Raw genomic sequence first — 20,824 nt, 5'->3', positions numbered from 1 at the left:
TATTTTAAAGCAAATTTACAGGGGGTAAAGTTATATGAAAAAAGTACTTATTACAGGAGCATTAGGGCAAATAGGCTCTGAATTAACTGCAAAGCTTAGGAATGAATATGGTATTGATAATGTTATAGCTACTGATATACGCTCTATTGAAGGTAGTGGAGTTTCAGAAAATGGCATATTTGAAACATTAGATGTTATGGATGTTAATTCTATGGCCTTGATTTCAAAAAAATATAATGTAGATACTATAATCCACTTAGCTTCTTTGCTTTCTGCCGTTGGAGAGCAAAAGCCTCAAGTTGCTTGGCAACTTAATATGGGTGGTCTTACTAATATTTTAGAAGTTTGTAGAGAACTAAATTTAAAATTATTTACTCCTAGTTCTATAGCTGCTTTTGGTGCTAGTTCACCTAAAAACTTAACTCCGCAAGATACAATTCAAAGACCTAGCACTATGTATGGAGTAACTAAGGTTGCAGGAGAATTATTATGTGATTATTATTTCAATAAATTTGGAGTAGATACTAGAGGAGTTAGATTCCCTGGTCTAATCTCATATGTAACACCTCCTGGTGGTGGTACTACTGATTATGCTGTTGATATATATTATGAGGCATTAAAAAATAAAAAATACGACTCATTTATAGCTAAAGGAACTCAAATGGATATGATGTATATGCCAGATGCTCTTGCCGCTATAGTTGATTTAATTGAAGCAGATGGTTCTAAGTTAGTTCATAGAAATGCATTTAATATCACTGCTATGAACTTTGACCCTGAGGAAATTGCTAATGAAATAAAAAAACATATACCTGATTTTAAATTTGGATATAATGTAGATCCTGTTCGTCAGTCAATTGCAGAGTCTTGGCCTAATTCTATAGACCCATCTTGTGCTATAAATGAATGGGGATTTAAATTTGAGTATGATTTAGCTAAAATGACTAAGGATATGTTATTGAAGCTATCAGCTAAAGGTATTTGTAGCACAGATTTAGAAAATGCATAACTATATATTAAAAGAACTAAAGGAAATTTAATTTTCCTCTAGTTCTTTTATATTTTCTTATCTATGACCAATTTGTATATGATTAAGCTTTTTTAACAACGCTAGATTTTAATTTCATAGCTCCGAAACCATCTATTTTACATTCGATATCATGTCCATCAGCTGCATCAGGAACTAAACGTATGCTTTTTACTTTTGTTCCTATCTTTATAGATGATGAACTTCCTTTTACTTTAAGATCTTTAATTACTGTTACAGCATCTCCATCACTTAATATATTTCCATTTGCATCTTTTATAACATTTGAATCTTCACTATTTCCTGCTTCTACAGACCATTCATGAGAACATTCTGGACAAACAAGAAGACTTCCATCTTCGTAAGTATATTCTGAATTACATTTTGGGCAATTTGGTAAGTTTTCCATAATTATATTTCCTCCGTTCATTGTTTTCAACCCTTATTTTATAAAGAATTGCTTTTAGGCTTATATAATACCATATTATCATCCTATTGACAAACTTTGACTAAGGATTTTGATAATTTGTATGTAAATATGTTAGATCTACTTTTTCATCCAAACTATTTATTTTATATTATAACCAAAAATAATTTTATAATTATGGCCTTCTAGCTCCTCTATATGCTTCTTCATAATAGCCTGATAATTTAGATTTTTTTACTCCATTTTTAGCATTAGACTCATGTATAAATTCATTATTTTTTATTATTTTAGGAAATATGACTAAATTTTTAATTTTATCTTTAGCTTTAAGATGTACATATTTAACTATTGTTTAAAAATATAATTAATTTTTTCTCTGCAATAATTTCTTAACTCAACCAATTCTTCATAGTTATAAAAAAATTTTATTTTCTCATCTTTTATACTGTTACTGGTAGGTTTATCTTTTAAAATAAAAAAGCTAAATGTTTCAGCTAAATCTTCTGCTGGATCTGTTGATGCATATTCATCTACAAAACTATCTTTATGTCTTTCATAAAAATAGAAATTATCCTTGTCTGCATTTCTATCATCAATTATATCTTTCCAAAACTTATTATAAAATTCATTTATATATGAATTATTGTGTGAAACAATACCTTCCTCACAATAATTTTTCATATTATAATCATAAGTGTAAGTAACTTCATTATTATTTAGACTCATATAGTGAAAATACTCGTGAAATATAGTTTCGTAGAATAATGATTTATCATCCTTAGTCCCTACATCTTTAGAATCTATACTCATTATCCATCTACTACCTTGTTCATTATTAGCTGTTACAGATGCTAATTCATTGTTCTTTCCGTCTGTTGAAAAGTATAGTTCATCAAAATTTTCAAGTCCTGAATTAGGTAATATAAATTTTATTTCATTCCATATATTTTGATATTGTTCATAATCCGATTTAGATAATTTATTAGGAGTTACGTCTTTTATATTCTTATATTCTACGCCTGCATTCTTAGTTATATCAAAGAATGCTTCTAATTCTAAAGTATTACTATCTGTTAGATATGTTGCTATTATATCAGGATATGTACTATTGTATTTTTCTATAATAGAACTTATATCATCTCTAGCTGTGTAATTACCGTCATCATATTCTTTTACAAGTGTTTTTAGTTTATTATAATCCTCTTCACTTAAAGTGCTTTTTAGTTTATTTAAAGTATTGTTTTGATTTAAATCACTTTTAACACTACTATCTTCTTCAAGTTCATATCCATTAAGCAGATACTTTATAGTATATTTATTTAATTTTTCATCTAAATATTTTGAAACTTTACTTTCTAATACTCCTGGTTCTAATTGATTTTTTTCTATCCTTTTTTCAGTTAAATACATTTTCACACTAGATAGTTTTTTTATTTCATTTTTTTCATCCTTTGTTACTTTGTATTTTAGTAACCCTAAGTTTTCATGAGTAAATTCATTTATATTTTTATTAATATATATTTGATAAATATCTTTTGCAGTTAATATTAACCCTATAAACATTACTGACACTATAGATATAATAACTATTTTCATTTTTTTTGTGGTTTTTCCCATATTTATGTTCTCCGTATTACTATAAATTTTACATACTGTCTCTTACTTTCTACACTTATTTGTATAATAGTTAACTTTTTGAACCATTAAATGTTCCTCCATTATAATAATATCTTATTTCTAAAAAATACTCTATAAAATCACTATTTTTCATTGATATATATATATAATTAAAATTATTTTATCATGCATATTTAAATAGGACTAAAATTTAAATTTTAAGTATTAAAACATCGATATTTATTAATAATAACTACATCCGTAGAAAGTTTCTCCTGTGACTATTCATTGTAAAATTCCCTGTTTTATTCCTTTTTCACATACAACTACTACTGAAAAGTCACTCCCACACACAAATAGAGCTAAAATATTTTTAGCTCCGTTACTTTTAATACAGTTTTCCGTACTTCCCTTTAGAATTTTCACTCTATAAATTTATTCATATAAGTCACCTGCAAGATCTTCTAATATCCTTACATCTATAATTTCATAAATGTCCTTATTCTTTTTAATTGCTCCTCTATCAGATAGTTTATTTAATGTCCTAAGTAAATGCCTATAGCTTGTGCCAAGTAATTCTGACATTTCCGTTAGATTACAATCATTCGTCAAACCACTTATCTCGCTATTGTCAGAAGATGCTGTAGCTAATAAATAGCTGGCCAATCTATTTTCTAGTGGATATAAAAGATTAATTGAGCTATATTTTGAAATTTTTGTAAGCTTTTCCCCTAAACTGCTACTTATGTACCTTAAAAATTTTGAATCATCTAGTGCATACTGTCTAATCTTTTCTAATGGAATAACTACACAATAAGCATTTTCTATAACCTGAATATTCGAATCCGCTGTATCAATTTTTATAAATTCCACATCCCCAATTACTTTAAGAGGCTTGTTAAAACAAAGTAAAAGAGATTTTCCATTACTTAGTGATATGTAAACTTTTGCTTTTCCATGAACTAAGAAAAAAAGATAGCTTATTGTCTCACCTGATTTACAAATATGTTCATTTTTATTAAACATTACAAGATCCATATAAGGTTTCATATCAATGCTAAAAATTTCATCTAAATTGTATTTAGATATATAATAGTTTAATTTTTCATTATCATTAACTTTTATCACACAGTTCCCCTCCAAAATAATTTTGATATAAATTTTTCTTATTATATTATACGTTAATATGACAAATGTCATAATAGCCCTAACTATATATATGTTATCATAAAATTAAACAAACTAAGGAGGTATATAATGTACAATCTATATACTGGATTAATAGGTGTATTAATATCAATAATGGTTGCCTTTAATGGGGTTTTGGCAAATTATATAGGGAACAATTATTCAAGTATAATTATTCATATAGTAGGACTTTTAGGCATTAGCTTTATTTTAATACTTAACAAAGATAAAATAAGTATCCATAAAAATATTCCACTATACATGTACAGTGCAGGAGCAATCGGTGTTCTTACTGTTCTTTTTAGCAACATCTCTTTTAATGCTCTAGGTGCATCTGTAACATTATCACTAGGACTACTTGGACAATCAGTTTCTTCTATAATGATAGATAACTATGGCCTATTAGGAATGAGTGTTAGTAAATTTAATAAGAAAAAAATAATTGGATTTGCTTTAATATTTTTCGGAATTATTATAATGAGTTTTTATTAAAAGGAGGTAAATGTATGTTATATATGATAATCGCAATTTGTGCAGGAATTTCAATTACAGTAGCAAGATTAATTAATTCAAACTTAGCAAATAGAATAGGAATTTTCCAAGGAACTTTTTATAATTATGCAATTGGATTAATTGTATCATTTATATTTTTAATTTTTAATAAAGAACCATCACTTTTATCAACAGATACTTTGTTAAATGTTCCATTTTGGGCATATTTAGGAGGATTAGTAGGAGTTGTAGTTGTTGCAGCATCTAATATTGTTACTCCAAAGATTTCAGCTTTTTATTTAACTATTATTATATTTGTTGGTCAAATTTTTGCAGGAATTATAATAGATTACTATTTTTCAGGTATAATATCAAAAGGTACGATTATTGGAGGGTTATTAGTTTTTATAGGTCTAACATACAATATGTTTATTGACAAAAATGAATCATGTAAAGCATATGAATAATCTAAAAATAAATAAAGTGTGTATCCTCTTAATTGATGTTTACACACTTTATTATCCATAACAAATTAAGTTGTTAATATTTATCCACTTCTTCTTGCATAGCTGATTTAATTGTAGAAAAACTTAATCCATTATCTATACAATAGTCCCTTATGTTCATTACAGGATTAGGTATTGATGATCCTATAATTTCCTCAATTTTCTCTTTACTTACACCCCAATCAATAACATCTTTAAATGTAGTCTTTCCTTTTACAGCAGCATATTCTTCGTCGTGCTCTTCTTGCTCAACATCAATATTTATCTTAGCATCCTTATTTATATTTACTTCTTTAATGTCAATCGTGTGGGAATCCAAAAATTCTAGCTGCTCCTTAGTTAGATCTGCTTTATCCTTTAATATTTGAACTGCATTTTCTAACAAATAGGTATCATCCTGTAATTCATATGGTAATCCTTTATATAAAGCAACAAATAATTTTACAGAACCATTTCCTATTTCAAATTCTTGGTTATCATAAAGTTTTTCCAAATCTTTATTTTTAAAATCTGAAGGTTCAATTTCTTCAGGTATATTAAAAGCATAAGCTAAATCTTCTAATGAAATACCAAATAATTCACTTACATCTTTAAATGAATATGATCCCCTTATATCTTCAGGATTGTACTCTCCCTTAGAAGTTCCCTCTGTAATACGATTTGGTGTCTTAGTACACTCTGTTTTCCACATATTCATAGTAGAACTAGCAAATATTCCCCCAAACAATATAACTATCACTAAGATTGCTAAAGTATTAGATTTAATTTTCATGGTGCTTAACCTCCTTAGTTTCCTTAGATGAAGTAGTGAATTCAACTGTATCACTTATTGGACAGGCTGCTTCCGATGTACATTTCATACAGCTAATACATTGATGATCTCTAATTATATTAGACTCAGATACATTAATATTCATTGGACAAGATCTATCACATGCTCCACAAGATATACAAGTTGATTTATTTCTCTTTATTTTAAAGATCCTAAATAGATTACTTATCCCCATAACTGCTCCAAATGGACATGCATATTTACACCAAGGTCTTTCTATAATTAAAGATAAACTCAAAGTAACTCCAAGTATTATAAGTGAACCTATTGCAACTTCGCCACTCCAAAAGTTGAATAATGCATAATACGGGTCTATATCTTGGAATATCAATTTTCCTGTAGAACTAATTACATATACAACCTGAGCTAAAATAATATATCTAATAAACCTTAAATATCTATCATATTTAGCTGATACAATATTGTTAAACCTTGTTTTGAATATCTTTTTCCCTAGTTTTCCAAACCATTCTTGAATAGATCCTAATGGGCATACCCATCCACAAACAACAGGTCCAAATAGTATAGCTAAAACAAATGCTATTGTCATAAGAACAATAGATGATTCATTAATTTTTTGGACAAAGGTTCCTGTAGTAATAAATTGATGTAGTGTTACAACTCCACCAAAAGGACATAACGCATGTAATGATGCTGATGATAATAAAGGTATTGCCTTACCACTTTCCTCTAAATTATGATTAATCGCTATTATGCCTATTAGTACAAAGAAAATTATTTGTATTACTGACCTTACTCGTATTTCTTTAGTAGACTTCTTTTTCATAAAAATAAAACCTCCTTTATTATTAGATTTTTACTACTTTCTTAAATCTAATAATAAAGGAGATTTGTGACAATTATGTGACAACCATGTGACAATTAAATAAATTTCATATCAAACCAAAATTCTACTCCATCATCTCTATTAATAACTCCATAATTACTATTATGTAAGTCTAGTATTCCTTTGACTATAGACAAGCCAAGTCCAGTTCCGCCATATTTCCTTGTCCTAGCCTTATCAACCTTATAAAAACTTTGCCATATCTTTTCTATTTCATCCTTTTCAATGTTACTGCCTGTATTAAATATTCCTATTTTAACCCTATCATCAGAGGATGAAATATTTATGCTTAAAAACCTTTTACTATTAATATGATTAAGTGCATTATTAATAAAGTTTACTAAAACCTGTTCTATTCTAGGTACATCTCCACTAACCATTGCAATATTAATTTCTTTGTTTATAGATAAAGAAATTTCCTTTTCATTTAATATAGGCCTATATTTATTTACTACTCCTTCTACCGTATCTATTAAATCAAATTTTTCTACATCTAAGCTTATATGACCAGATTCGATTTGAGAAAGATTTAATAAATCCTTTACTAATTTATTCATTTTCTCTGTTTCATCAATTATTACCTCACAGTAAAAACTTCTATCCTCAATATTACTGGCTATATTATCATTAAGACCCTCTGCATAACCTTGAACTAATGCAATTGGGGTTTTCAATTCATGAGATACACTAGATATAAATTCCTTTCTCATTATATCTATTTTTCTTTCTCTTTCAATATCCTCTTTAAGCTTTTCATTTGCCTGATTCAAATCAAATATTGTTGTACTTAGCCTTTCTGAGAGATAGTTTATAGATTTTCCTAATTCCCCAATTTCATCATTTGTTTTTACTTCGTACCTCTTATCAAAATTAAGATCAGACATACTTTTTGCCACATTATTTAGTTTTATTATTGGTTTAGTAAACCACTTTGAAATCAAAAATGCTACTATTGTACCAATTAATAATGAAGCAATCACAATATAAACATAAAAATCATTTGCAATATCTACACTTTCATTAATATCTGCAATAGAGATTTCTATCATGAGAAAATCCTCGTTAGGCAAAATAAGACCAAGGGCTAAAAATTCAATTCCTAGATGGGGATGTAAATATCTTTTTATAATGGTTTTTCCTTCTACTAACACATTATGATCTTCATTAGTAAATGGAAAATTTCTATTTTCCCCTCCAGATATTCGCCCTAACTGTTTCCTTGTTGACGAATTATATTTTAATTCTCCTTTAGGTGAGAAAATCATTATATCCCCGTTTATACTTTTTTCAATTTTCTGCAGTTTAAGTTCAATATCTATATCACCACTATCATTAGCAAAAGTTTTCTTTATTTCTTGTCCATATTTAATAAGGCTTTCTTCTTTGTTTTTTATGTAAAAGCTCTCTAAATACTTGATATTTATTAACCATGATATACCAACAATTATAAGAGCAAATATAGTTATGATTGAAAATAGTTTAATCCATATGGATTTCTTCATTTTTTCACCTCAAATCTATATCCAATCCCTCTTACTGTTTGGATAAGATTACTTTTTTCATCAAGCTTTATTCTTAACCTCTTTATATGTGTGTCTACTGTTCTAAGATCTCCATAATAGTTATATCCCCATACTTGATCTAATATTTGCTCCCTAGTCAATGCCTGACCTACATTTTTAATCATAAAGTCTAATAATTCATATTCCTTAGGTGTCATCTCTACTTCATTACCATCAATTAGGACCCTATGACCTATCTGATCTACCTCTATCCCCTGAATACATACAATACCTTCTATTATTGCATTAGTTCTTCTTAATAGGTCATTAACCCTTGCAACTAATATTTTGGGACTAAAGGGTTTAGTTACATATTCATCTGCTCCCAATTCAAATCCAAATAATTCATCAGATTCTTCACTTCTTGCAGTAAGCATAATAATAGGAACCTTAGATGATTTTCTTATTTCTCTACAAACTGCCCATCCGTCATATTCTGGTAACATTATATCTAAAATAATTAAATCTATATTTTCACTTTCAAAAGACTCCAAAGCCTTTTTTCCATCCTCTGCTTCTATTATTTTAAAGCCTTCCCTTTTTAAATAATCCCCTATCAGTCTTCTCATTCTTTCTTCATCTTCAACTATAAGTATTTTTTTAAGGGCCAAAATACCACCTCCAACTTTTTCTTAATTTTATTATACATAAATTCTTGCACTAAAAAACCATAACTAATAAAACTTCGCAAAAAGTTATTTTTTATGTTGCAAAGCTCTCCAAACTCTATATTGTATGATTTTTTTCTCTATCATTGCTTTGAAACCACTTATTTCCCCTACTTTATTTCGTATCATTATAATTAATTTCATTAGATTCAGCTTCAATTATTAAAATTATTGATTGTTAGTATACAACCATGATAATATTGATTCTGACTATTTAACATTATAATTTATGCATAAGATGATTTGGAGGAAGACAGTTGCTATATTACAGAAAAAAAGATAACGGTAAAAAAGATTGGGTTGTATTTATCCATCCCTTAGGTGGAAGTTCAGTAACTTATTATAAACAGCTAAAGACTTTTCAGGAGAAATTTAACCTTCTACTTATTGATTTACATGGACATGGCAAATCAAATAAGGGAATAAGTGGTATGGAAGTAAATGATATTGCTAAAGATATTATTGATATTATTAATCATGAAAACATTCAATCTGCTTACTTTGTAGGTATGTGCCTTGGTAACGTAGTAGTAGATTTGATTTATGAGAATTATCCCCATAAAATAAAGTCCATTGTATATGGTGCTGCAGTTAAGAATATAAATTTTTTTAATAGTATGTTACTAAAGCTTGGAAATATGTTTAAACACTTCATACCACACTCTGCTCTTTATAACTTATTTGCTTTGATTATGATGCCAAAGAAAAATCATGAAGAATCTAGAAAACTCTTTGTCAAAGAAGCTAAGAAAATGAGAAGAAATGATTTTCTGGATTGGTATAACCTAATCATTAGTAATCAAAATTTTTATAATAAGAGAGAGATTAAAAAAGATTATATCAAAAAACTTTACATATTCGGAAGCCAAGATCATTTATTCATCTCAAAAGCCAAGGGATATGTAGAAAAAGATGAGAATTCCCAATTGCACATTATTGATGGAGCAGGACATATGTGCAATATCGATGGATATAGAGAATTCAATGAAATGGCTATTAATTTTCTAATTCCTTAAAAAAAGACTTGAAGAATTATATCTTCAAGTCTTTTTATTTCTATCCAAATACTCTAGCAACTCCTGCTATACGAGATCTTTGGCTGTTTTTTATAGGCCATATTACAACTTTTTCTGGCCAAGATTCTATTACTTTGTCATTTCCTAAATAAATAGCAACATGTATTATCGTACCTTTAGAATCGCTATATAAGATTAAATCTCCTCTTTTACGATCTGAATAATTTACATGTTTTAATGTTTTAAGTTTAAATAGGTTACGAGATTCGTACTCATACCCTGGTTTAGCATGACGAACTACACTAATTGGAGAAGGGTCAATACCTACTGAATACATTGATTGCATAACAAGCCCACTACAATCTATTCCTGTTCCTGGTTTTCCAGCTGCTCCAACTATATACTCTGTCCCTAAATAGCCCATAGCTGTATTTATCATTGTTTCTATATGATCTTCTTTTGTACTAGTTAAATTTGTTTTTACTGGTGTAACATATGTATCTAAAGAATACCAAGAAGCCTCACTAAATCCAAGTTTCTTCCATGTTTTTATGTCTACAATTCCTGTAGCCGGAAGTCTATTTCGTCTTTGAAATTCTTTTACTTTAGCCATTGTATTAGAACCTACTATTTCCCAACAATGACCCATACCTAATTTTCTTTGTACTTGAGCAACTCTAAGTCCCATAGTTCCTTTAACTAGGTTAGCTCCTCCAGCTTCAACTGTTATTTTTTCTTTTAATTGTATATATCCACTTGGATTGTTGTATACTCTTTTTGCTGTTACTGTTATAGTTGGACTTGTGTAACTACTCGCTCCTAAAACAGACGGTATATATACTCTCCAGCTCGATGATACTTTAGCGTACCACTCTGATGGATATACTAAGTTTATTTCTGCTTCGTTTTTGGCTGAGGTAGTATAAGTTGCCTTAGTTTCCCACGCTTTAGTACTAGGGTTTAACATTTGTAAATATACTTTACGCCCGTAAGCTGGTGAAATTTTAATTTTGTTTGTTAAAGCTTGTCCTGCAGTTTTACTACAAGTTGTCATAAGTCCATTTACTGTAGTTTTTGAGTATGAATTTTGTGGTGTACTAAAGTCTCCATAAACTTTATTACCATCTATAACTCTATATGCTCTTACTTTAAAGTAGTAAGTTTTATCTTGACTTAAACCACTTACTGTAAAGCTTTTATTTGATGTAGTTCCTACACTTTTGTATCCATCATCTTTTGATGTTGACATATATATTTCATAACCATCTATTATTTCGCTTATATTAGTCCACGTAAGTTTTGCACTTGTTGTGCTAGCTTGTTGTGCACTAACAGAAGGTGTTAATGGTTTTGTTGTAGCTTTTAATACATCTGAATATTCACCGTAATATTTATTACCATTTGTCTCTTTATAAAATCTTACTTTATAATAATAACTTGTTGCTGATGTTAAAGATGAGTTTGTGTATTTATTAGTACCTTTAGATACTGTATCTAGTAAAACATATTTGTCTTCACTAAAATCTGAACGGTATATTTCATATCCACTTGCATCATCAACCTCATTCCATTCTAACCTAACAGTACTTACATCTATATAGTCTGCTTCTAAACCTTCTACTATTTCTGATGACTGGCTTGCATCTTGTGCAAAAGAGTAATGTAAAGATTCAATGTTAACACTTACTAAAGTAAATGCTAACAGTATTGCTATTAACTTTGTTGTCGACTTTCTCATATTTTCCCCCATATAATTTACTTAAATTTCCATCCTATATTATATGATTATTTTTACTATTTTACAATACATCGACATATATCTTGCAAAATAGTAGTATAATTTTCATTTTAAATTTCTATTAATTAGCCTTTGGAATACTAAAATATCCATAAACTTTTTCTTTATATAATCTTTTATATTAATTCTTCAAATACTGTTATATTCTCTTTATCAAATTTATCTGTTGTTTTGGGTATTCTATAACCCACCATATTATAAATAATATAGAAATTATAATCCTACAAATACTTGATTTCTTAAGTAAATCATACTCTATAAAATTTTTTTCGTTAATTGTCATTTATATTTTTCCTTCTGTAAGAGCCCTTAAATTTATTAATTGAAATAAAATAAAAAACCGCATCACTCTCTTGTGATACGGTTCAACATACTTTCCATCTGAAGTTTATTTTATTTATATTTCTATCATATGTATTTTTCTTAAATTATTTAGTATTATTTCTTATATGTTCTGCCACCTTAACATCTTCTCTCTTTATATGATTAATTATCCAGTTTCCAACTTTAGAATTAACTTCACCAACTAACACAATACTTGGACCATTTGCTAAAAGTTTTTCACGTATAATTTCAACAGCATCTATAAAACTTTGATGGTACTTTTTATGATTATTGTAATCAGGGTAGTTGTATTTATTTTGTAAAACTTCTTCATGTCTAAAATGAGTTTTTGTATAAGAAGATAAAAAGTTTACTGTTTTTTCTATTTCAGCTCTACCCTTACCCCCAGTACAAGCTTCCAACAAATTATTGATTGCTTGTATTAATTCTTTATGTTCTGTATCAATTTGTATGTTACCTGTTTGTAAATCATTAGACCATTTATATGCCATTTTTTATCCTCCTAAAATGTATCCCTATCAAAGTATTTTGTAAATATTACTAAAAATAATACCATCCTATTGCACTAAAGTCAATTTTAATATATAAAACTACACTCCGTTACTTGTTGTGCTGTTCTTCGTTACAATTCCAAAGGATGGCATTTCCTACTTCTACTCCTTTATTTATCTAATCTTTCCCTACAACTACAAATCTACTTATATATAAATACCCTTTACTCCTATAATCAAACATTGAATTTTCATGTTAAAATATTTAATTTATCTCTCTGGGCTATTTGTAAATTTTTCACTAAATTCAAAGAAAAAAGCACTCCATCTCGCAAAGATTAGTGCTAATTTCTCAAATTTAGTTTTTATTTACTTAATCCGATAGCCATAAATCAAAATAAATGTTCTAAGGATGCTTAGTATTGACGCACTAAGCATTTTTTATTTATACAATCATATTTCCAGAATCTTTAATTCAAAATAAACTAATAATCGTTTATTTTAAACCACTATCTGTTACTTGTGGTACGGTTCTTCGTTACACCTCCAAATGATCAAGTTTTTTATTCTATATATATTAAAATTCATCTTTGCGTTCCTTAAAAAAATGATAATATGTACGTACATTTTCTAATTCTGTCCATTTTTTTACATCAACTGGACTTTCATCAAGATCATATATTTTAGCATATTTCATACCAAGCATAAATGGAGAATGTGTTGATATAATAAATTGGCATCCCAAAAATCGTGTAGCATCTTCAATAAATTTAACTAACTCTATCTGACGTTTTGGAGAAAGACTATTTTCAGGCTCATCTAATATATATAATCCATTTTCACCTATTTTTTCAACGAAGTATCGAAATGCATTTTCTCCATTCGAATATTCTCTTACATTATCCATTAATTTTTCACGTACAAACTTAGATTGAGTTTTTCTTCTAGCATTGTTTACTTTTTTTAATTGATCATAGTCTTCTATAGAATGCATTTGAAAACTAGAATATTTGGTATCTAAATATTCTTCAAAAATTTCATCTCTCTTTTGATCAATCCCCTCGTTGATATTGCGAATATTTAGCATATAGTCAAATACATCATCACTTGTTATAATTCTACTATTTTCAGGAATTTCATCTTCAAGATACATCTCACATAAATTAACATAGTCCGAATAAAAATTAGATTTGTTGTAGATAGAATCTCTATTTATTTCTGTTTTTTCTGCTATTACATTTAATGCTGTTGATTTTCCTGATCCATTCCCACCATATAAAATAGTAATCGGCTCAAAATCAATTCTTTCAAACCTATTTTTTGATAGTATTTTAAATGGATAAAACGAGTCATAACAAGTTCTTTTTTCGTCTATTATGAAATCAAATTCCACATTTTCATTTGGGAATATAAAAGTATTTAAATATATCATTTTTTATTTTCCTTTCATATTTATATATAAGAATTTTTCTATTTTAATCCGTGCTCCGTTAAACTTCCAAGAGAGGTCGTTTTTTTGATTTATTCATATATACTCCAATTTTTTTTTCTGATATCATAATCCAAGGTAATTCGAAAGTTAATTTTTTTTCTACATCTATCAAGTTCATCATGAACATAATCTGATGAAGCTACATCTCCAATAGTATATATACGAACACCTGAGTAATATGATTCTTCAAAATCTATTACTATCCCTTTTTTGCATAAATCATATATTTTTTCTAAAATTTCATCTTGTATATCTGCTATGTATTTTTTTCTGCCTTTTAATTCTTTTAATATTTTATAATTAATAACTTCCTTATACTCTTTAATATTTTTCATATATACTTGTGTAATATAATCATCATCATGTGCAAAATAAGCATATTTATTTTTTAAACAATCAAATAAAAAATTATCAATAGGCTCCCATCTATGTCTTAAATATAATAGTTTAGATAAGTCTAGTTTGTCTATATTATCTAAACATTCTTCATTTTCAAAATCTATCCATCCAAAATCTCCAAAACCATAGACGTCTTCTTCATAAAACTCTTCTAAATCACTATTTTTTATGTAGTCTAATGATAAATCATAATGTCTTTCACTGTTTAGTGGATAACCATCTAAAATTAAAATATTATTGGGTTTTCCTTTTATTCCCTTCATAAATTCTTTAAATTCAATCCCTGCAGTTCTTATTTTCTTATCTTCTTCATTAATTTTTATATATGTAAACCACTTATTTTTCAATTTTTTACTCCTCCAAATATCTTTCTCTAATATATAATCCCTCTACATTACAAATATATTTTACAATATTTAAGTTCCCATTTAACCCTAAGTATACATTACTATACAGACCGTTTATATCTAATGCTATCTCTAAATCTAGCATATATACTGTTAAATTATTCCTTTCCCTTAATGCTAATTTCATTAGTGAACATATAATATCATAATCAAAATCAATTTCTTTAAAATCAAATAGAGAGTCTTTTACTTTTTTAAGATATTCTAATTCCTTTTTATCCAATACCTTTTTTAGATACTTTTTACGCTCATTACAAAAATATCCATCTGATATTATTATATCATCACTATAGCTCATTATAAGCAACAATGCTCTTAAAAATTTCTCTTCTTGTCTTAAGTATCTTGTCTTATCTTTATCTAAATCCCAAAAAGTATCTAGGATTCCATATGCAGATTCTGCTTTCATCTGCATGGGAAAACTATCTACTCCAAAATATCTCTTTTCTAAAACTTTTTTATCTGTTTTGTCTAAATCTATATAAGGATAATCTTCAAATTCTTCATCAAAATAAAAACCTGCAAAAACTTTCTTTAATTTTTCCGTTAAAATCTTGTATTTACTCATCTTAATTCCCCTTTAGCTTCATTGAACTCTATTATAAATTTCATATATATATAATTCAATACAAATATAAGCAACGCTAATGATTTTTCTTTTTTATCTAATTTATAAATTATTAGAATAAATAACAATGAACCGTATCACTTACTTGTGATATGGTTCTCCGTACCTTACTCTATGGAGCACGATTTTTTATTTATATTATACTTGATTCTATTTTAACTTTTTTTCCATCACTCCAAATCATTACTATTCCTAATGATTTTAATGAAATCCTTATTGTATCAATTAATCTCCTATGTTTTTTGTCATTTGGTAATGCAATTCCTATATATACTTTATTATTCTTTTGTCTTAACTGCATGGCTTTTAATATAGCTGAAGAAATATGATCATTAACTTGACTATTATTAAATGCCATGCCTTTTCTAGATGTATTTTTTGAAGTAGTACCACCTTTTGCCTCTATCAGTATTTCAATATTATTATTTGTTGCATGTATATCTATACCTTTTTGTAAAGTATTACACTTACTTATTATCTAAAACCCCATTTTTACTAGTTCACTTGATATGCTATATATCACTTCATTCTCAGTTATCATCAAACTTTCTATAACTATACTCCCCCCCCTTCAATTTCTCCAATATGATTTTATTATATGATTATTTTTAAATTTACACAATTAATTCCAATCAAATGCAAAAAAACGGATTACCTTGTTCTTTAGGCAATCCATCTTTCATTAATCATTACTATTACATCATTATTTACTTTTTTTACTAAATATTTCATCTAACTTATTTATATACATAAATATTCCAAAACACAGGTTTAGAATCAAAAGAATTAATATCCACATTACAGTTTGATTTGTATCAATATTTCCACCTTTTAGAATACTTATTATATCTGTAACTTGATTTACAAGCAAACCTACTAAACATCCTAAAATTAAGGTTTCTATGATTATTACTTTTATTTGTCTAACTCTACTTGTTTGTTCTATTTTCTCAATCTCATCTTCAGACCTTTTTACAATTTCACTTACTTCAGATTCAATAACAAATTCTTTTATAGCTTTATCTATACTATTTTTTACAATTTCTCTAGTCTCTTCATCTTCTAAGCTCATTTTTGAATTTGTATACATATCTATAACTTCATTATATAATATGCTTTTTTTCACATCTATTTTATCTTTTAATTGATTTACTTGCACAACAAGCCCCCATTACTTTAAATTATCAAAAATGTCATTCAGTATTTTATTAGCCTTTATCACTGAAGCTTCATCGTAAATTTTTGACCCTATAAACTCATTTTCACCATGATATTTTGAACTTTCTTTATTCTTATATAACATATCTTCCCTAATATCACCATCTAATGTATCAAATACAATCTGACCTATTACCAATTCTGGTACTAAAACCACAGTATTTGGTGTTTCATTTTTTATACCTATTTGTAAGTTACCTGAATAAGATGGATTTATATGTTGAGAAGTTATTATAAGCCCTAATTTGTTAAAAGTTGTTCTTGGTCTTATATGAGCAGCTAAATCATTCGGCATATTTACTTTCTCATTTAATCTAACTAGTACATACTCTCCTGGTTTTAGTTTATATCCTTTAGATATTTCTACTTCTTCAAATAAATTATCTACATCTGACTCTATACCTAAATTTATAGTTTTAATATCATCCTTAAACCTTCTAATTTTATCGCCCATGCTAACGTCATATGAAACTGATTGTAAGTTATTAATATTAAATTTCTCGATTAATTGTTTAGGTTTTCCACTTTCATATGCATGTGCATATTTAACATAATTATTTATCCTATCTAGTATTTGATCATATACTAACATTCTGCATATCTCCCTTTTAAATTTTTAATCCTGTTTATAAAAACAGCTAAATTATCCTTCATATAATTCAAACCTATATTTTTGTTTAGTAGTGTTATCCGGTCTTTGATCATCTATTTTATCTAAAAACATTTCTATAGATCTTACGTACATTCCATATGGTGGATATAGAGCTTGATATGATACTAGTGTTTCATCTGTTTCTGTATGCCTTACAATATGATGTACATAATACAATTTACCTTTAAAATGTCTATATGGTCTTTGTATCTGAATATTCATATTATCACTCCTCATCTATATAACTTAAAATAAATTACTATACTTAAACTTCTATTATAATATATAGTATTGCTAATTTAAATATTATTCAACTAATTGATATCATTTTATTTTTGCTCAATTGCACGCTTACCGCTATATTTCACCATATTTATACCTTAATTCTGGTATAGAGATAATCCATATAATAAAATAAAGGATAATTATTTTTTAATTATCCTTCATTTCTATATACTTAAACCAAGCTCCCTTACTTGTGATACGGTTCTACGTAACATAACCATAGGAGAATATTTTAAATTTAGCCTAATTTTGCTACGCTTGATATCATATCTATATAACTAGCTGTAAATCTTTAGAGAATTAAGTTTATTCTAAATATTAGAGAGAAATAAACTACCTTTTTGAATCATATTTGTAACTGTCGGCTATATTTCACTATAATTTAAAGGTATAGTAACTTGTAAGCGCTGTTTTATATACGCTATATCCAAGTTCTTCCAGAAATCTTATATGGCAAATATGAGGATGTGAATTACAGACTTTTGAATGTTTGCATTTGTAATCATTTTTACCAGATGATATAAAGGCTAATTTTCCTTTTGAATTGTTAATTCTTATATTAAAATCCATTTTTGAACCGTGATGTGGAGCAACTAAATAATCAGGGTATTGTGTCATGAAATTTTTAGGAAAGGCTTTATACTCACAATCTCCAGCGAAAATGGTATGTTCTTTTCTGCCTTTTACTTTTAGCACTAGCCCAAAGTTATTTTGAAAGTTCAAACTATTAATCTTATCACAAAGATAATGTGATGTTTTTGAAGAATACGTCTTTCCTGTTCCCTTACCTAGCTCAAAAACATTATTTGAAAAAATAATTGTATTATTCATATCATCATCTTTACTGCAAACTGAAATTAGCTTTGTTTTATTGTACCATGCTAAAAAACATATAAGTCTTTTCGTACTATCTGAAAACCCTTTTTCTACAACTATATCTGGTACTATCCAATAAGATTCAAATATCTTATCTGTCATTTTTGCAATTCCAAGAATATGATCCAAATCCCAGTGAGATAGTATTACACAATCAGGATTAATTTTCTTAATTAACTTATCAGCTTTTTCTTTATTCTTTATTTCTATATCTTCTCCCTTACACTTTGAATCTCCTACATCAAACAAAATTTTTTTATCATCCATTTCAATTAGATTAAGACTTCCTTGTCCAACATTAAATATGGTAATTTCACACTCTTTGTACGATTTAGGAAATATTTTATCCAGTTCTTTACTCAAAGAACCTCTTTTTTTGTTATCAAACATATACTTTTTTACTTTTTCTAAATATAATTTATTGAAATTTTTTACATATTCAGGAATATCTACATTAATTATTTCTATCTTTTTTCTATCAATTTTTAATGGACTTGCACTAAAAGTAAATATACCTGTTATGTATTTCTTATCTGACACTTTTTTATCTTCTAAAAATTCTATTTCTATCCATTTATCATAATTGGATTGTGGATTTAAACCTAAAATTTCAAAATAATTCAAGTCAATATAATCAGTACTAAATTCAACAAAATAAGGCTTATAGTGATTTTGTTTATAATTATTTGTTTCATCTGTATTAAACATAATACTGTCATATTTCATAATATGCTCAGTTACTATAGACATATGAAACATTACTTTCTCATTTTCATTTAATTCAAAATCATAAATTCTAGCAAACTTTCTACCACTTAAAAGATATTCTTCATTACGATTTTTTATTTGATAATATTCATTTTCAATTTGTTTAAAATATTCTTCTGAATACTTATTTTTTTCATAATTATTAATTCTTATAAAATATGATAAAACATTATTTAATTGACTTTTTAATTCGTACCATTCTATTTTCCCCTGTAAAAAAGCTAAATAACGACTATAATTTTCCATAAACTCTGCTTTTTCAGTATCTGTTACCTCAACAATCATATCTACTATTTTTTCAAAAGAACCTTCTTTATATTTTCTAGAATTTTCTACAAAAAAAGCTAGTAAATACGCTCCTTCTTTTGCCCTTCTTTTCATCATTATGATATATTCGCCTTTCTATAATTAAAATTTACATTCTTTTCATTATATTTATAAGTATAACATAATAGAATTTTTATCCTAAATTTTTATTATAATCAAAATATCATAAAAAGTAAGTTTTTTATATGATTAAATATGTCTACACTTTTTTAATTAATAAGCATATAACTGGAAAAAAATCAAATTTATAAAAGTTATAGAATGCTCTTTCATTCTATACCTTTATACATATATAATGAACACGCTCCGTTACTTATGATACGGTTCTCCGTACCGTACTCTACGGAGCACGTTTTTATTTTTTCTTTGTTGGCTTGCCTTTTGAACCTAAATTTAATATGGCATCAGAACACAAACTAGTAAGAGGTTCTCCTATTGCTCTTTTATAATTAAATCCTAATAATTGCATAGTTTTTAAAGTATCGATACTTATCAATTCTTTCAATTGTTCTACGCTGTCTAGATTTTTATTATCAGGAGTCATTAGTTTTAATATCTCTAGTATTTTAGATACAGTGTTATGTAAATGATTAATATCTTCATCACTAATTACTACTTTATCAAGCTCCTCTTTGTAAGCCTGAGCTATCGTTACAGCTTCTTCTCTTTCAGATAAAATCTGATTTATGATTTCATCATATGTGTTTCTAACTATTTCCATATTTTTTTCTAGTTTTACTGATTGTATCTTGCTATGAACAGCTGTTGTTGTTCCTTTTGCTGCTAACTCATTTAAAGTTATCTGCATGTTTGTTATTAGATTAAGTGATTCTTTATCCATATAGCTCCCCCACTTCTTTTACTATGTATTGAATTTTTTAATTATATTTAAATCTGTTTGTTTTACATAAGTCAAATATAAAACTTCAAACTTAACATTTATAGTTATTAATTAA

Annotated in this window: 23 protein-coding genes; 4 read left to right on the top strand and 19 right to left on the bottom strand. The window is 27.2% G+C overall.

What is annotated here, in order from left to right:
* The first annotated feature begins 34 nt into the window (after nucleotides 1-34).
* Nucleotides 35-1,009 (top strand): L-threonine 3-dehydrogenase, encoded by a 975-nt coding sequence (locus AC11VW_RS05410; RefSeq protein ID WP_484300372.1) that lies wholly within the window; start codon nucleotides 35-37, stop codon nucleotides 1,007-1,009.
* Nucleotides 1,010-1,091: 82 nt separating this feature from the next.
* On the opposite strand, the gene AC11VW_RS05405 is transcribed toward AC11VW_RS05410, so the two are convergent.
* The 3 genes from AC11VW_RS05405 to AC11VW_RS05395 form a co-directional block, all read right to left on the bottom strand.
* Nucleotides 1,092-1,436, bottom strand: a complete 345-nt coding sequence (locus AC11VW_RS05405; protein WP_484300387.1) for a zinc ribbon domain-containing protein YjdM — start codon at nucleotides 1,434-1,436, stop codon at nucleotides 1,092-1,094.
* A gap of 363 nt (nucleotides 1,437-1,799) precedes the next feature.
* Nucleotides 1,800-3,071: a hypothetical protein gene (locus tag AC11VW_RS05400; RefSeq protein WP_484300371.1), complete on the bottom strand. Its 1,272-nt coding sequence runs from the start codon at nucleotides 3,069-3,071 to the stop codon at nucleotides 1,800-1,802.
* Nucleotides 3,072-3,506: 435 nt separating this feature from the next.
* Nucleotides 3,507-4,199 (bottom strand): cyclic nucleotide-binding domain-containing protein, encoded by a 693-nt coding sequence (locus AC11VW_RS05395; RefSeq protein WP_484300370.1) that lies wholly within the window; start codon nucleotides 4,197-4,199, stop codon nucleotides 3,507-3,509.
* A 129-nt stretch (nucleotides 4,200-4,328) separates the two neighbouring features.
* On the opposite strand from AC11VW_RS05395, the gene AC11VW_RS05390 reads away from it, so the two are divergent.
* Nucleotides 4,329-4,751 (top strand): DMT family transporter, encoded by a 423-nt coding sequence (locus AC11VW_RS05390; RefSeq protein ID WP_484300369.1) that lies wholly within the window; start codon nucleotides 4,329-4,331, stop codon nucleotides 4,749-4,751.
* Between the two features lie 14 nt (nucleotides 4,752-4,765).
* A complete protein-coding gene (locus tag AC11VW_RS05385; RefSeq protein ID WP_484300368.1) occupies nucleotides 4,766-5,218 on the top strand; it encodes a DMT family transporter in 453 nt (150 codons plus the stop codon).
* A 73-nt stretch (nucleotides 5,219-5,291) separates the two neighbouring features.
* Here AC11VW_RS05385 and AC11VW_RS05380 read toward each other — a convergent pair whose 3' ends face one another.
* The 4 genes from AC11VW_RS05380 to AC11VW_RS05365 form a co-directional block, all read right to left on the bottom strand.
* A complete protein-coding gene (locus AC11VW_RS05380; protein WP_484300367.1) occupies nucleotides 5,292-6,029 on the bottom strand; it encodes a hypothetical protein in 738 nt (245 codons plus the stop codon).
* On the bottom strand, nucleotides 6,019-6,876 hold the full coding sequence (locus tag AC11VW_RS05375) for a 4Fe-4S binding protein (protein WP_484300366.1): 858 nt from the start codon (nucleotides 6,874-6,876) through the stop codon (nucleotides 6,019-6,021). Before AC11VW_RS05375 ends, AC11VW_RS05380 begins: the two co-directional genes overlap by 11 nt.
* 95 nt (nucleotides 6,877-6,971) lie before the next feature.
* Nucleotides 6,972-8,438 (bottom strand): sensor histidine kinase, encoded by a 1,467-nt coding sequence (locus AC11VW_RS05370; protein ID WP_484300365.1) that lies wholly within the window; start codon nucleotides 8,436-8,438, stop codon nucleotides 6,972-6,974.
* Nucleotides 8,435-9,109 (bottom strand): response regulator transcription factor, encoded by a 675-nt coding sequence (locus AC11VW_RS05365; RefSeq protein ID WP_484300364.1) that lies wholly within the window; start codon nucleotides 9,107-9,109, stop codon nucleotides 8,435-8,437. The genes AC11VW_RS05370 and AC11VW_RS05365 overlap by 4 nt, the downstream gene beginning before the upstream one ends.
* 314 nt (nucleotides 9,110-9,423) lie before the next feature.
* Here AC11VW_RS05365 and AC11VW_RS05360 point away from each other — a divergent pair, with 314 nt between their 5' ends.
* A complete protein-coding gene (locus AC11VW_RS05360; RefSeq protein WP_484300363.1) occupies nucleotides 9,424-10,182 on the top strand; it encodes an alpha/beta fold hydrolase in 759 nt (252 codons plus the stop codon).
* Between the two features lie 40 nt (nucleotides 10,183-10,222).
* Here AC11VW_RS05360 and AC11VW_RS05355 read toward each other — a convergent pair whose 3' ends face one another.
* From AC11VW_RS05355 to AC11VW_RS05300, 12 genes are all read right to left on the bottom strand, one after another.
* A complete protein-coding gene (locus tag AC11VW_RS05355) occupies nucleotides 10,223-11,920 on the bottom strand; it encodes a fibronectin type III domain-containing protein (protein WP_484300362.1) in 1,698 nt (565 codons plus the stop codon).
* Between the two features lie 199 nt (nucleotides 11,921-12,119).
* Nucleotides 12,120-12,263, bottom strand: coding sequence for a hypothetical protein (locus AC11VW_RS05350; protein ID WP_484300361.1), 144 nt, complete (start codon nucleotides 12,261-12,263; stop codon nucleotides 12,120-12,122).
* Between the two features lie 145 nt (nucleotides 12,264-12,408).
* Nucleotides 12,409-12,816 carry a bacteriohemerythrin gene (locus tag AC11VW_RS05345; protein WP_484300360.1) on the bottom strand — a complete coding sequence of 136 codons (408 nt, stop codon included), beginning with the start codon at nucleotides 12,814-12,816 and terminating at the stop codon, nucleotides 12,409-12,411.
* A 577-nt stretch (nucleotides 12,817-13,393) separates the two neighbouring features.
* A complete protein-coding gene (locus AC11VW_RS05340; RefSeq protein WP_484300359.1) occupies nucleotides 13,394-14,248 on the bottom strand; it encodes an AAA family ATPase in 855 nt (284 codons plus the stop codon).
* Between the two features lie 89 nt (nucleotides 14,249-14,337).
* Nucleotides 14,338-15,054, bottom strand: a complete 717-nt coding sequence (locus tag AC11VW_RS05335) for a hypothetical protein (protein WP_484300358.1) — start codon at nucleotides 15,052-15,054, stop codon at nucleotides 14,338-14,340.
* A gap of 4 nt (nucleotides 15,055-15,058) precedes the next feature.
* Entirely contained in the window at nucleotides 15,059-15,682 is a 624-nt protein-coding gene (locus tag AC11VW_RS05330) for a hypothetical protein (RefSeq protein ID WP_484300357.1), read from the bottom strand.
* Between the two features lie 193 nt (nucleotides 15,683-15,875).
* Nucleotides 15,876-16,100, bottom strand: a complete 225-nt coding sequence (locus AC11VW_RS05325) for a hypothetical protein (RefSeq protein WP_484300356.1) — start codon at nucleotides 16,098-16,100, stop codon at nucleotides 15,876-15,878.
* Between the two features lie 345 nt (nucleotides 16,101-16,445).
* A complete protein-coding gene (locus AC11VW_RS05320) occupies nucleotides 16,446-16,901 on the bottom strand; it encodes a hypothetical protein (protein ID WP_484300355.1) in 456 nt (151 codons plus the stop codon).
* A 12-nt stretch (nucleotides 16,902-16,913) separates the two neighbouring features.
* A complete protein-coding gene (dcd, locus tag AC11VW_RS05315) occupies nucleotides 16,914-17,552 on the bottom strand; it encodes a dCTP deaminase (RefSeq protein ID WP_484300354.1) in 639 nt (212 codons plus the stop codon).
* Between the two features lie 51 nt (nucleotides 17,553-17,603).
* Nucleotides 17,604-17,834 carry a DUF1653 domain-containing protein gene (locus tag AC11VW_RS05310; protein WP_484300353.1) on the bottom strand — a complete coding sequence of 77 codons (231 nt, stop codon included), beginning with the start codon at nucleotides 17,832-17,834 and terminating at the stop codon, nucleotides 17,604-17,606.
* A gap of 438 nt (nucleotides 17,835-18,272) precedes the next feature.
* Nucleotides 18,273-19,925 (bottom strand): MBL fold metallo-hydrolase, encoded by a 1,653-nt coding sequence (locus AC11VW_RS05305; protein WP_484300352.1) that lies wholly within the window; start codon nucleotides 19,923-19,925, stop codon nucleotides 18,273-18,275.
* A 298-nt stretch (nucleotides 19,926-20,223) separates the two neighbouring features.
* The gene (locus tag AC11VW_RS05300; RefSeq protein WP_484300351.1) at nucleotides 20,224-20,709 is read right to left on the bottom strand and encodes a hypothetical protein; all 486 of its coding nucleotides are present in this window, start codon (nucleotides 20,707-20,709) and stop codon (nucleotides 20,224-20,226) included.
* Between the last annotated feature and the right edge of the window lie 115 nt (nucleotides 20,710-20,824).

This window comes from Romboutsia sp., from assembly GCF_056995035.1.
Note: the sequence above shows the minus strand (reverse complement) of the source record. Positions and strands in the feature narration are given on the sequence as shown.

Coding starts and splice junctions, on each gene's coding strand:
- AC11VW_RS05305 (WP_484300352.1), bottom strand. CDS start 19,925: ATGATGAAAAGAAGGGCAAAAGAAGGAGCGTATTTACTAGCTTTTTTT.
- AC11VW_RS05300 (WP_484300351.1), bottom strand. CDS start 20,709: ATGGATAAAGAATCACTTAATCTAATAACAAACATGCAGATAACTTTA.
- AC11VW_RS05400 (WP_484300371.1), bottom strand. CDS start 3,071: ATGGGAAAAACCACAAAAAAAATGAAAATAGTTATTATATCTATAGTG.
- AC11VW_RS05355 (WP_484300362.1), bottom strand. CDS start 11,920: ATGAGAAAGTCGACAACAAAGTTAATAGCAATACTGTTAGCATTTACT.
- AC11VW_RS05405 (WP_484300387.1), bottom strand. CDS start 1,436: ATGGAAAACTTACCAAATTGCCCAAAATGTAATTCAGAATATACTTAC.
- AC11VW_RS05380 (WP_484300367.1), bottom strand. CDS start 6,029: ATGAAAATTAAATCTAATACTTTAGCAATCTTAGTGATAGTTATATTG.
- AC11VW_RS05410 (WP_484300372.1), top strand. CDS start 35: ATGAAAAAAGTACTTATTACAGGAGCATTAGGGCAAATAGGCTCTGAA.
- AC11VW_RS05340 (WP_484300359.1), bottom strand. CDS start 14,248: ATGATATATTTAAATACTTTTATATTCCCAAATGAAAATGTGGAATTT.
- dcd (WP_484300354.1), bottom strand. CDS start 17,552: ATGTTAGTATATGATCAAATACTAGATAGGATAAATAATTATGTTAAA.
- AC11VW_RS05385 (WP_484300368.1), top strand. CDS start 4,766: ATGTTATATATGATAATCGCAATTTGTGCAGGAATTTCAATTACAGTA.
- AC11VW_RS05325 (WP_484300356.1), bottom strand. CDS start 16,100: ATGGCATTTAATAATAGTCAAGTTAATGATCATATTTCTTCAGCTATA.
- AC11VW_RS05350 (WP_484300361.1), bottom strand. CDS start 12,263: ATGACAATTAACGAAAAAAATTTTATAGAGTATGATTTACTTAAGAAA.
- AC11VW_RS05310 (WP_484300353.1), bottom strand. CDS start 17,834: ATGAATATTCAGATACAAAGACCATATAGACATTTTAAAGGTAAATTG.
- AC11VW_RS05390 (WP_484300369.1), top strand. CDS start 4,329: ATGTACAATCTATATACTGGATTAATAGGTGTATTAATATCAATAATG.
- AC11VW_RS05370 (WP_484300365.1), bottom strand. CDS start 8,438: ATGAAGAAATCCATATGGATTAAACTATTTTCAATCATAACTATATTT.
- AC11VW_RS05375 (WP_484300366.1), bottom strand. CDS start 6,876: ATGAAAAAGAAGTCTACTAAAGAAATACGAGTAAGGTCAGTAATACAA.
- AC11VW_RS05330 (WP_484300357.1), bottom strand. CDS start 15,682: ATGAGTAAATACAAGATTTTAACGGAAAAATTAAAGAAAGTTTTTGCA.
- AC11VW_RS05345 (WP_484300360.1), bottom strand. CDS start 12,816: ATGGCATATAAATGGTCTAATGATTTACAAACAGGTAACATACAAATT.